A 12,068-nucleotide genomic window follows, 5' to 3' on the forward strand; every position below is an offset into this window, starting at 1 on the left:
GGAAAAGAGAAGCGCAAAAAGGAGTTTAAACAATGAAATGGAATAAATTTACATTAAAAACAAGATCGGAAGTGGAAGACATTGTGATCTCCACTCTGGCCGATGTGGGAATCGAAGGCGTGGAAATTCAGGACAAACAGCCTTTGACCGAGAGCGACAAACAGCAGATGTTCGTGGATATCATGCCGGATATTCCGGATGACGACGGCATTGCCTACCTGAATTTTTACCTCGATGTGGATGAGGACAAGGAGAAGGTTCTTGCAGATGTCCGCGCGGCACTTGCAGAAATGCAGGAGTTCCTGGACCTTGGAGAGTGCACCATCACAGAGTCTGAGACAGAGGACAAGGACTGGATCAACAACTGGAAACAGTATTTCAAACAGTTCTATGTGGACGACATTCTGATCATCCCGTCCTGGGAGGAAGTAAAGCCGGAAGACCGGGATAAAATGATCATCCATATCGATCCGGGCACAGCCTTTGGAACGGGTATGCATGAGACAACACAGCTTTGCATCCGTCAGTTAAAGAAATATGTGACAAAGGATACCGAGCTGCTTGATGTCGGAACCGGAAGCGGTATTCTTTCGATTATTGCACTGAAGCTTGGTGCGCGTCATGCGGTCGGAACAGACCTCGATCCGTGTGCGGTTCCTGCGGTTGAGGAAAACAAAGAAGTTAATGGAATTCCGGTAGAAGCTTTTGATATGATGATCGGAAATATCATTGATGACAAAGAAGTACAGGACAGAGTCGGATACGAGAAATACGATATCGTTACCGCCAATATTCTTGCAGATGTTCTCGTTCCGCTGACGCCGGTAATCGTACACCAGATGAAGCCGGGCGCTGTTTATATCACATCCGGCATTCTCGATGTGAAAGAGGAAGTTGTCAAAGAGGCAGTCGTTGCAGCGGGACTTGAAGTAGTTGAAGTTACACATCAGGGCGAATGGGTTTCTGTTACAGCAAGAAAACCGATGTAAATTAAGAAAAGCGAAACACCAGAAGAGAAAGAGAACAGATTCATGTACCGTTTTTTTGTAGAAGAAAGTCAGATTTATGACGGCACTGTCCACATCACGGGCAGTGACGTTAATCACATCAAAAATGTGCTCCGCATGCGGCCGGGCGAAAAAATACTGGTCAGTACCGGAGGCGAAAAGGAATATCATTGTGCCGTTTCGGATTTCCCGGAAGGGGAGGTTCTTGCCGCAGTAGAAGAAGTCACAGCAGCAGACAGAGAACTCCCGTCCGGAATTGTACTGTTTCAGGGTCTGCCAAAAGGTGACAAAATGGAACTGATCATCCAAAAAGCAGTGGAACTTGGTGCGACGGAAATTGTTCCGGTGGAGATGAAACGCTGCGTTGTGAAGCTGGACCGGAAAAAGGCGGAAAAGAAAGCAGAGCGTTGGCAGACGATCGCGCTTGGTGCGGCAAAGCAGTCCAAACGGATGCAGATTCCGACGGTACACATGCCTGTTACATTTCAGCAGGCGCTTGCAATGATGGCAGAATCAGACGTTCGCCTGATGCCGTATGAGAACGCAGAGGGGATGGAAGGAACGAGAAGAATTCTGGAATCCATTGAACCGGGTGAATCTATTGCGATCCTGATCGGACCGGAGGGCGGCATCGACGAAGCGGAAGTGGAAATGGCCATGAAGGAAAAGGTAGAGCCGATTACGCTCGGAAAGCGCATTCTGCGCACGGAAACGGCCGGAATGACCGTGCTTTCCATTCTGGTGTATCTTTTAGAAGGAAGGGAACGAACAAGATAATGGAAGCATATCTGGACAATTCCGCAACCACCTGTGTTTATCAGGAAACCGCAGATCTCGTCTGTGATCTGATGGTAAATCATTATGGAAATCCGTCTGCGATGCATCAAAAAGGGGTAGAAGCAGAACAATATATCAGAACCGCCCAGGAAACGCTGGCAAAGATTCTGAAAGTCAAAGAAAAAGAAATTTTCTTTACCTCCGGTGGCACAGAGTCCGACAACTGGGCGCTCGTCGGAACAGCAATGGCAAATAAGAGAACGGGAAACCACATCATCACAAGCGCGATCGAGCACCCGGCCGTGTCGGCACCGCTGGCATTTCTGGAGGAGCAGGGATTCCGTATTACGCGCCTGCCGGTAAATAAAGAAGGCCTTGTGGATGTGAACGAACTCGAAGAAGCGATCACGCCGGAGACGATTCTCGTTTCGATTATGTATGTCAACAATGAGATCGGTGCTGTTGAGCCAATCGGGGAGATCGGACGCAGAATCAAGGCGAAAAATCCGAAAACGTATTTTCATGTCGATGCGATCCAGGCGTTCGGCAAATACCGGATTTATCCGAAACGGATGGGCATCGACATGCTCTCCGTGAGCGGCCACAAGATCCACGGACCGAAGGGAAGCGGCTTTTTATATATTGATGAGAAAGCAAAAATCCGTCCGCTGATCTTAGGCGGCGGCCAGCAGAACGGCATGCGTTCCGGAACCGACAATGTGCCGGGCATCGCAGGCCTTGCGAAATCCGCTGAGATCGTTTACAGGCATTTTGACGAGCAGACTGCGCAGATGCGTGCCTGCAAACACCGTCTGATCGAAGGCTTGCGGGAGCTGGACGATGTGGTCATCCATGCATGCCGGAAGAAGAGGGTGCGCCGCAGATTGTCAATGCATCGTTCTTAAATGTGCGTAGTGAAGTGCTGCTGCACACGCTGGAGGACCGCCAGATCTACGTTTCCGCCGGAAGCGCCTGCTCATCACACAAGAGAGCCGGAAGCCCGACGCTGACTGCCATCGGCGCATCGAAAGCCGAGATGGAGTCTGCCGTGCGGTTCAGCTTCAGCGAATTTACGACACTGGAACAGATTGATTACACCCTGGATACGCTGCGCGAGGTACTGCCGATGCTGCGCAGATTTACCAGGAAATAATAGAAAGAGGAAAATTATGATTACAATACAGCCGGAAATTGAAATCCTGAGCACCGAATCCTACGAGGATATGCTGCGCCGGATCGAGAAAATCGGAAGAGTCTGCTACAAGAGCGAGGAGCGCATTGGAGAAGGCACTGCAGAGAAATTCATCGCAGGCATCATCAAACGCGGCCATGAATCCGTCATTGAGCACGGCTCCATCACCGTAAAAGTAACGTGCGACCGCGGCGTGACCCATGAGATCGTCCGCCACCGTATCGCAAGCTACAGCCAGGAGAGCACCCGCTACTGCAACTATTCGAAAGATAAATTTGGAAACCAGATCACCTGTATCGATCTGGCAACCGGATTTTCCTATGATCTGGACGACGAGAACGACCGTAAAAAATACGAGGTATGGCAGAAAGCAATGGAAGCTGCAGAGCAGTATTACTTCCAGATGCTCGAACTCGGAGCAAAGCCGGAGGAGGCAAGAAGCATTCTTCCGAACTCCCTGAAAACCGAGATCGTCATGACCATGAACTTAAGAGAGTGGCGCCACTTTATCCGGCTTCGAAGCGCCAACGCCGCACATCCGCAGATGCGTCAGGTATCTGACCTGATCCTGAAGAAATTTTCTGAGGAATATCCTCTGTTCTTCCGTGATCTGGCTGAGAAAAAAGGAGAATAAAAAACGATGATGTACAAAGCATTTCTGGTAAAATATGCCGAGATCGGCATTAAAGGAAAGAACCGTCATCTGTTCGAGAAAGCGCTCTGCGTACAGATGGAGCACGCGCTTGCCCCGGTAGACGGAAATTTCCAGGTCACCCGTGAGATGGGACGAATCTATGTCAACACCGAAGGAGACTTTGATTACGAGGGCGCTGTCGATGCGCTGACAAGAGTTTTCGGTATCGCCGAGATCTGCCCGGTTGTCATTTTAGAGGACACCGGCTTTGAAGATCTGGCAGAGGCAGTGGTTTCCTACGTGAAAGAGCTGTACCCGACCGAGGAGAAAACCTTTAAGGTATGCGCACGCCGTGCGAACAAAAACTATCCGATGCACACAATGGAAGTCAACTGCGAGCTGGGCGGTCGCATCCTCGATGTCTGCCCGAACCTCAAAGTAGACGTTCACGAGCCGGATATCTATCTGAACGTCGAGCTGCGTCAGAAGATTTATCTGTACTGCGAGAGCATCGCAGGCCCTGGCGGTATGCCGGTCGGCACAAACGGACAGGCCATGCTGCTGCTTTCCGGCGGTATCGACAGTCCGGTTGCCGGATACATGATCGCAAAACGCGGTGTTAAGATTGATGCCGTTTACTTCCACGCTCCGCCGTACACCAGCGAGAGAGCCAAACAGAAGGTTGTGGATCTTGCAAAACTCGTTGCACGCTACAGCGGCCCGATCCGTCTGCATGTGGTCAACTTCACCGAGATCCAGCTTGCAATCTACGAAAAATGCCCGCACGACGAGCTGACCATCATCATGCGCCGTTATATGATGAAGATCGCAGAAGCGTTTGCACGTCAGGACAAATGCCTTGGCCTGATCACCGGAGAGAGTATCGGACAGGTGGCAAGCCAGACGATGCATTCCCTCGCCGTTACCAACGAAGTCTGCACCATGCCGGTCTTCCGTCCGCTGATCGGTTTCGACAAACAGGAGATCGTCGATATTTCCGAAAAAATCGGTACGTACGAGACATCTGTTCTGCCGTATGAGGACTGCTGCACGATCTTCGTTGCAAAGCATCCGGTGACAAAACCGAACCTGAATGTCATCAAATGCTCCGAGCGCCATCTGGACGACGTGATCGACGAGATGATGGAACGCGCAGTTTCTACCGCAGAGACGATCGAGGTCTGCTAAGGAAAACTTGCTTTAAAGAACAAAAAGGCCGGATCTTGTTTTGGGGGTTCTGAAAAACAAGATCCGGTCCTGATGATAAACAAAGACAAAAAAAGAGCCGCGGCGAGTGCGCGGCCCTTATGTTCTATCGTAATTATACAATGTACGGAGCAAGAACATCAAGTACGGTCTGAAGAGCATCTCCATCAGCATGGACGTTCAGGTCGATCGGTTTGGAAAGGTCGAGGCTGAAGATTCCCATGATGGATTTTGCGTCGATCACGTATCTTCCGGATACCAGATCGAAATCAAAATCGAATTTGGAAATGTCGTTGACGAAAGATTTTACTTTGTCGATAGAATTAAGAGAAATCTGTACTGTTTTCATGTTTGTAATCCTCCCTGTTATTTGGTTAACATTATTTATTACCCTCATTTAACAGCTTTATCTTACCGTCTGGAGGGGAAAAAGTCAATGCGAAAACATACAAAGATAAAGTGGAATCTTCGTGATTTTTAATAATAAAGATGAAGAAGAAAGGAGTATGGCATGAAAAAAACGGTAGCTTTGCATAATCTTGGGTGTAAAGTGAACGCATATGAGCTGGAAGCCATCCAGCAGCTCCTCGAAAACAGAGGGTACGAGATCGTGCCTTTTGCACCGGGAGCGGATGTTTACATTATCAATACGTGTACCGTGACGAACATTGCGGACCGGAAATCGCGGCAGATGCTGCACAAAGCGAAAAAGATGAATCCCGATGCGGTTGTCGTGGCCTGCGGCTGTTATGTGCAGGCGGCTGGGGAAAAACTCGAAGAGGATACGGCGATTGATCTGATCATCGGAAATAATAAGAAGAAAGATCTTGTGGATATTCTGGAAAACTTTCTGGCAGAACGTGAGGATGGTGGAAAACCATCCGACGCGGAGTGTAAGAGCTTCCTCGTGGATATGACACACAACCGTGAGTACGAGACACTCTCGATCAGCAAAACGGCGGAGCACACCCGCGCATTCCTGAAAGTACAGGATGGATGCAATCAGTTCTGTACTTATTGTATTATCCCGTACGCGCGCGGCAGAGTCAGAAGCCGCCGCCAGAGTGATGTGGTAGAAGAAGTAAAACGTCTGGTGGAGGCCGGATACCAGGAAGTCGTGCTGACCGGTATCCACCTTTCCTCCTACGGACTCGATTTCCCGGAGGGCGAAAAAGAGACGCTGCTCGACCTGATCCGCGCTGTTGATGCAGTGGACGGCATCAGAAGAATCCGTCTCGGATCCCTGGAGCCGGGCATCATCACCGAAGAGTTTGCAGAGGCGATCGCCGCAATGCCGAAGGTGTGCCCGCATTTCCATCTTTCGCTGCAGAGCGGAAGCAATGGAACACTGAAGCGGATGAACCGGAAATATACCGCAGAAGAATACAAACACAAATGCGATCTGCTGCGTAAGGTATATGGAAATCCGGCGCTGACGACCGATGTGATTGTCGGTTTCCCGCAGGAGAGTGAGGAGGAGTTTGAAGAGTCGCGCGCCTTTGTCGAGGACATTCATTTCTTCGAGACTCACATCTTCAAGTATTCGAGAAGAGAAGGCACCCGCGCCGCAGCGATGGCAGGCCAGATTCCGGAGCAGGAGAAGACGAAGCGCAGCCACGTTCTGCTGGAACTGGACGAGAGACGGAGACAGGAATATATGGAAGGCTTCCTCGGAAAAGAGCTGGAAGTGCTCATGGAAGAAGAAGTCGAGATCGACGGCGTCCGTTACTGGACGGGACACACGAGAGAATATCTGCGCGTTGCTGTTCTTTCAGAAGAAAATCTCATGAATCAGATGGTGCTTGTCACCCCGTCGAGAATCCATGGAAAAGACTGTCTGATGTAGGAAATGATACTGATCCGGAAGATCTGATAGAAAAAAGAGCCGGAACGAAAAAGTTCGTTGCACTTTTTGAGGGTTCGTGGTAGAATACCCCGTGAGCCTGCAAAAAGGCGGGCAGACGAAGAAGAAAAACAGCGGCTGGCAGAACGAACGAAGAAGTGAGGGATGTCGGCTGCTTTCGCGTCTAAAAAGTATAATCTGTAATTCGTAGTAATTCGTAATGAAATGTTCGGCCGCAGATGCGGCAAAGGGTAAAAATCGTGATCAAAGAAGAGATTGTCAGAGAACTTTATGCAATTGCAGGGGAAGATGCGGTACAGACCGCAGAACCGATGAAAAATCATACGACCTTCCGTGTGGGCGGTCCGGCAGATTATTTCGTCGCTCCTCATACAGAAGAAGAAATTAGAAAAATCGTGGCTCTCTGCGAAGAAAAAGAGATCCCGTGGTTCGTCACCGGAAACGGCAGCAATCTCGTTGTAAGTGACGAGGGCTACCACGGTGTGATTCTTTCGGTTTACAAAAACTTTCAGGGAATCGAAGTGGAAGGAAACAGAATCCGGGCGAAAGCTGGAAGCATGCTCGTATCCATCAGCCGGGCGGCAAGAGAAGCCGGTCTTTCCGGTATGGAGTTTGCCTCCGGAATCCCTGGAACTTTAGGCGGCGGCGTCCGTATGAACGCGGGAGCTACGGCGGAGAGGTGAAGGATATTGTACAGAATGTCACTGTACTCACAAGAGAAGGTGAGATCCGGGAACTGGAAAAAGAAGAGCTCGGCTTCGGCTACCGTGCCAGCGTCATCAAAGACAGAGGCTACGTCGTACTTGGAGCAGAACTTATGCTTGTTCCGGGAGATAAAGAAGAAATTCTTGCCCGCATGCAGGAATTGAAAAACAAGCGGGTAGAGAAACAGCCGCTCGAGTATCCGAGCGCCGGCAGCGCATTCAAGCGGCCGGAAGGCTATTTTGCAGGCAAGCTTGTGATGGATGCCGGATTTTCCGGCTACGCAGTCGGCGGTGCAAAAGTATCGGAAAAACACTGCGGCTTTCTGATCAATGCAGGCGGTGCAACCGCATCGGATGTGATGGAACTGATCCGTCAGATCCAGGCAAAAGTAAAAGAACAGTTTGGCGTACAGCTTGAGCCGGAAATCCAGTTCCTCGGGGAATTCTGATTTTCGTTATCCACCAAAGGAGAAAAAACATGCGTTTTGTAATTGTGACCGGCATGTCCGGTGCGGGAAAAAGTACAGCGTTGAAAATGCTGGAGGACGCGGAATATTTCTGCGTCGATAACCTTCCGATCCCGCTGGTTGAAAAATTTGCACAGCTTACCGCCGACGGTACTTCCGGAGAAATCCAGAAAGTGGCAGTCGGAATCGATATCCGAAGCGGCCAGGCGCTCCCGGACCTGCAGAGTGTTCTGGAGTGGATGAGCATCAACGGAATCTGCTATGAGATCCTGTTTCTGGACGCGTCCGATGACGTGCTGGTCAAACGATACAAAGAGACGAGAAGAACGCACCCGCTGGCAGGTCTTGGACGGGTGGATGAGGGAATTAGAAAAGAGCGCAAAGCACTTGAGTTCCTGAAAAAAGATGCGGACTACATTCTCGATACGAGCCAGCTTCTCACAAGAGAGCTGAAAGCGGAGCTCGATAAGATTTTCGTGCAGGATCAGAAATTCAAAAATCTGATGATTACTGTGCTCTCATTTGGATTCAAATACGGAATCCCGGCGGATTCGGACCTTGTTTTCGATGTGCGGTTCCTGCCGAATCCCTACTACGTAGAAGGCATGCGCCCGCTCTCCGGCAACGATGCTCCGGTGCGGGATTATGTGATGGGATTTGAGACAGCGCAGGTGTTTGCGGAAAAATTAGAGGATATGATCCGTTTTCTGATTCCGAATTATATTTCCGAGGGCAAGCATCAGCTCATTATCAGCATCGGCTGCACCGGCGGAAAACACCGTTCCGTAACCCTTGCCAACGAGCTGTACCGGCGTCTTTCCAACGCGAAGGACTATGGAATCCGGATTGAGCACCGGGATCTGGAAAAAGACGCCATCCGAAAAGGAATTTAGAGGTGGAAGGATGTCATTCTCAAGCGAGGTAAAAGAGGAATTATCGAGACATCTTCCGACGGCACGCCACTGCCAGATTGCGGAAACAGCGGCGATCCTGTCACTCTGCGGACAGATTTCCGAGAAGGACGGGACGATACGGATTCAGACAGAGAATGCGTATGTGGCAAGAAAGTACTTTACTTTATTGAAAAAAACATTTAATATAGAGGCAGAGCTTGCAGTTAAGCTGAATCAGAAGGAAAATACGTATCTGATCCGCGCAAATGACAGGGAAGAAACCCGTCAGATTCTGCAGGCAGTGAAGTTACACGAGACAGACCGGCAGTTAACAATGCCGATTCCGGCTGTTGTGGTACAGCGTCAGTGCTGCAAACGGGCATTTCTGCGGGGCGCATTTTTAGCGTCCGGTTCCATCAGCGATCCCAACCGGTTTTACCATCTCGAAATTGTCTGCCCCGATGCGCCGAGAGCAGAACAGGTGCAGGAACTTCTGAAAAGCTTTGGAATTGATGCACGGATCGTTCTCCGGAAAAACCACCATGTGGTTTATATGAAAGAAGGCGCACAGATTGTGGAGATGCTTGGCATCATGGAAGCCAACATCGCACTTATGAATCTGGAAAACGTGCGGATCTTAAAAGAAATGCGCGGCAGTGTCAACCGAAAGGTGAACTGTGAAACTGCCAACATCAACAAAACGGTCAGCGCGGCGATCCGCCAGATCGAAGATATCCGGTATATCGAAGAAACCACAGGCTTTTCTTCTCTGCCGGAACCGCTGGAGCAGATGGCAAGGCTCCGCTTACAATACCCGGAAGCATCGCTTCTGGAACTGGGCAAGATGTTAACGCCGGTTGTTGGTAAATCCGGAGTTAATCATAGATTAAGGAAACTAAAAGAGATTGCAGAAGATTTGCGAAGGAAACAAGGAGGAGAAGTATTATGATTAAGAAACCAATCACAATTCGTCTTTCAAGCGGCCTGGAGGCGAGACCAGTTGCCATGCTGGTACAGGTAGCGAGCCAGTACGAAAGTGAAATCTACGTCGAGAGCGGCAGAAAAAAAGTAAATGCGAAGAGCATTATGGGTATGATGACACTTGGTCTGGACAATGGCGAGGAAGTTACCGTGACCGCAAACGGAAAAGACGAGAGCGAAGCCATGGACGGCGTTGAAAAATATTTAAGCAGTCCTTCTGCTGAATAATCTTACTGCACTTATAGCATAAACATAGAGCAAAACGGCATGTCAGAAAATTTTGACATGCGTTTTGCTATGCTTTTTTATGCGAAAACAGACGAAAATCAGACCACGTTCTTCGCGCGGAACCAGTAGGTATAGAGATAGGAAAAACCGAGCGATTCATACAGTGTGATCGCAGGCGTGTTTCCCTCGACAACCTGAAGATACGCTTTCGTTGCACCGAGCCGGATTCCCTCGGAGAGGATTGTGCGGCAGATCGAGGAAGCGTAGTGGCGGTGGCGGTACGCAGGATGCACATGGATGGCATAGACACCGACGTAATCGCGGTCGCGGATGCCAAGGCCGGTGGCAACGATTGTTCCGGTTTCATCCTGGATGGAGGTACAGATGGTTTCTTTTGGAATGGCGCGGTACATCGAAGGAACGACCATACGGTGCATCACGTTCGTCGTGCTCTTTAAAGCAAAGAGGCTGTCAATCCATTTCGGCGGGATAAAGCTGCTGACGGTCACGGCAACGGCAGGATCCTTTTTGGCAAAGTTCGCCAGATCCATTGTCATGACGTGCGTCGTGTGCTGGACTACATAGCCGCGGTCGGCGAGCATTGCATCAAAGCCCGGATTGACAAGCGGACTGATCTTGAAAATTGCCGGTGTACCCCAGCGACGGTAGATCTCCTCACAGTACTGCACTTTTTCCTCCACCGGAATCGTGGACGGCCCGATCTGCTCGACGCTGTTGGTCCGGTGTGTATAAAAATAAGAAAAACGAAGAATCCATCCGTCGTACAGCTCGATCTGGTGAGACGGCCATGCGTTCAGGGAAAGATCTTCGATGGTTTTGATCAGTGTATTCATATGAAAGTATTCCCCCTTTGGTTATGCATATAGTATAGAAGAAACAGGACAGATCTTCAAGAAAAAATCGAAAAATTCGACACGCGGAACCGGGCGGCCGGGACACGATGCGTAACGTTTTCTTGCATAATCGAAGAAAAGGGGTTATAATAGGGGGCAAAGACTGAGAATACAAGGAGAATTGAATATGTCAAAATTACTGAAGGTAATTGTGAATACGCTGCTTCTGCTTGCAATCCTGTCAGCAGGCGCACTGGTGATTCCGCCGTTTGCCGGCATCACGACACTTGTCTCAGACGGGATGGGAAATACCAACATTTCCCGCGGCGCTGTTACGTACGCAAAGAAGACAGATACGTCATCGGTTGCGACGGGAGACAAAATCCTGGTTGATGACAATTCCGGAAAGTATATCTATACGATACAGTCCCTCGACATCGCTGCCGGAACCGCATCCGTAAAAAATGTGATCAGTGGAGACACAACGGAAATTACCGTGAGAGCAACCGTGAGCAAAGTGATCATCACGATTCCGGTGATCGGCTTTCTGTCGATGGCGGCGCAGAGCAGAGAGGGAATCATGATCATCGGACTTGCCATTCTGTTTCTGGTCATTCTGTTCATCCTTTCCGAGGTATGGAAACGTGATGAAGAAGAGGATGAGGAAGAAGAGGAAGAAGACGAAGACGAGGACGATGAGAAAGCGTCCGAAGAGCTTCGCAGCAGAAAGAAAGCTGCCCTGGAAGAAAAAAAGAAACGGGAAGAACAGGAAATGACCGAACAGTTGAGAGCAGCCGACCAGAAAACGGCAGAAGAAGAGAAACAGGACGAATTTGAAATTCCGGATCTGGAAGAAGAAGAAACGGAGCAGGTGTCCTTTAATACCGTCGATCTGCAGAACCTTGTAAGAGGAGAAGAAACCGAAGAAATTCCGGAAGCCGTGGAAGAAACGGAAATCGTCGAAGAAGCTGCCGCAGAAGAAACAGCGGAAGAAGTGACAGAAGAAACCGAAGAAACGGAATCTACAGAGCCGGAAACTGTGGAAGAAATCGAAGAGTTTGAAGAAACCATCGAAGAGCCGGAACCGGAACCGTCCGAGCCGATCGAACTTGCCATGCCGGTTTACACGGCGGAAGAACTCCTCCAGAAGGCCCACGCAGCCGGAGATGACCCGAAAGTCATTGAAGATCCTGCAACCGGCATCACAATCTTAGATTATTCCGACATTCTGTAACTATTCAGAGCCATGCGAACGAAAAGA

At 49.7% G+C, this 12,068-nt stretch carries 11 protein-coding genes and 2 pseudogenes; 11 read left to right on the plus strand and 2 right to left on the minus strand.

Translation table 11 applies throughout. From position 1 onward, the window contains the following. Window positions 1–32: 32 nt before the first annotated feature. The 5 genes and pseudogenes from prmA (at window position 33) to thiI (ending at window position 4,798) form a co-directional block, all read left to right on the plus strand. A complete protein-coding gene (gene prmA / locus DXA93_RS12730) occupies window positions 33–989 on the plus strand; it encodes a 50S ribosomal protein L11 methyltransferase (protein WP_022461849.1) in 957 nt (318 codons plus the stop codon). Window positions 990–1,031: 42 nt separating this feature from the next. Next, a complete protein-coding gene (locus DXA93_RS12735) occupies window positions 1,032–1,784 on the plus strand; it encodes a 16S rRNA (uracil(1498)-N(3))-methyltransferase (protein ID WP_022461848.1) in 753 nt (250 codons plus the stop codon). Next, window positions 1,784–2,937 (plus strand): annotated as a pseudogene (locus tag DXA93_RS12740) (cysteine desulfurase family protein). The gene DXA93_RS12735 and the pseudogene DXA93_RS12740 overlap by 1 nt, the downstream one beginning before the upstream one ends. A gap of 16 nt (window positions 2,938–2,953) precedes the next feature. Then, window positions 2,954–3,610 (plus strand): FAD-dependent thymidylate synthase, encoded by a 657-nt coding sequence (gene thyX / locus DXA93_RS12745; protein WP_022461846.1) that lies wholly within the window; start codon window positions 2,954–2,956, stop codon window positions 3,608–3,610. 9 nt (window positions 3,611–3,619) lie between these two features. Further along, window positions 3,620–4,798, plus strand: a complete 1,179-nt coding sequence (gene thiI, locus DXA93_RS12750) for a tRNA uracil 4-sulfurtransferase ThiI (RefSeq protein ID WP_082424694.1) — start codon at window positions 3,620–3,622, stop codon at window positions 4,796–4,798. 133 nt (window positions 4,799–4,931) lie between these two features. On the opposite strand, the gene DXA93_RS12755 is transcribed toward thiI, so the two are convergent. Continuing rightward, window positions 4,932–5,165: an HPr family phosphocarrier protein gene (locus tag DXA93_RS12755; protein WP_022461844.1), complete on the minus strand. Its 234-nt coding sequence runs from the start codon at window positions 5,163–5,165 to the stop codon at window positions 4,932–4,934. A 162-nt stretch (window positions 5,166–5,327) separates the two neighbouring features. Here DXA93_RS12755 and mtaB point away from each other — a divergent pair, with 162 nt between their 5' ends. The 5 genes and pseudogenes from mtaB (at window position 5,328) to DXA93_RS12780 (ending at window position 9,953) form a co-directional block, all read left to right on the plus strand. After that, window positions 5,328–6,662 carry a tRNA (N(6)-L-threonylcarbamoyladenosine(37)-C(2))-methylthiotransferase MtaB gene (mtaB, locus tag DXA93_RS12760; RefSeq protein WP_119208524.1) on the plus strand — a complete coding sequence of 445 codons (1,335 nt, stop codon included), beginning with the start codon at window positions 5,328–5,330 and terminating at the stop codon, window positions 6,660–6,662. A gap of 236 nt (window positions 6,663–6,898) precedes the next feature. Then, window positions 6,899–7,833 (plus strand): annotated as a pseudogene (gene murB / locus DXA93_RS20975) (UDP-N-acetylmuramate dehydrogenase). A 29-nt stretch (window positions 7,834–7,862) separates the two neighbouring features. Next, on the plus strand, window positions 7,863–8,744 hold the full coding sequence (rapZ, locus tag DXA93_RS12770; protein WP_055227737.1) for an RNase adapter RapZ: 882 nt from the start codon (window positions 7,863–7,865) through the stop codon (window positions 8,742–8,744). A gap of 10 nt (window positions 8,745–8,754) precedes the next feature. Next, window positions 8,755–9,693, plus strand: a complete 939-nt coding sequence (gene whiA / locus DXA93_RS12775) for a DNA-binding protein WhiA (RefSeq protein ID WP_055227735.1) — start codon at window positions 8,755–8,757, stop codon at window positions 9,691–9,693. Next, on the plus strand, window positions 9,690–9,953 hold the full coding sequence (locus tag DXA93_RS12780) for an HPr family phosphocarrier protein (protein ID WP_055227733.1): 264 nt from the start codon (window positions 9,690–9,692) through the stop codon (window positions 9,951–9,953). The genes whiA and DXA93_RS12780 overlap by 4 nt, the downstream gene beginning before the upstream one ends. A 98-nt stretch (window positions 9,954–10,051) precedes the next feature. Here DXA93_RS12780 and DXA93_RS12785 read toward each other — a convergent pair whose 3' ends face one another. Continuing rightward, on the minus strand, window positions 10,052–10,807 hold the full coding sequence (locus tag DXA93_RS12785) for a GNAT family N-acetyltransferase (RefSeq protein WP_055220765.1): 756 nt from the start codon (window positions 10,805–10,807) through the stop codon (window positions 10,052–10,054). 187 nt (window positions 10,808–10,994) lie between these two features. On the opposite strand from DXA93_RS12785, the gene DXA93_RS12790 reads away from it, so the two are divergent. Further along, the gene (locus DXA93_RS12790; protein ID WP_119208526.1) at window positions 10,995–12,041 is read left to right on the plus strand and encodes a hypothetical protein; all 1,047 of its coding nucleotides are present in this window, start codon (window positions 10,995–10,997) and stop codon (window positions 12,039–12,041) included. The last annotated feature ends 27 nt before the right edge of the window (window positions 12,042–12,068 follow it).

Source organism: Blautia sp. OF09-25XD (genome assembly GCF_003482095.1).
Taxonomy (GTDB): Bacteria; Bacillota; Clostridia; order Lachnospirales; family Lachnospiraceae; genus Fusicatenibacter; species Fusicatenibacter saccharivorans.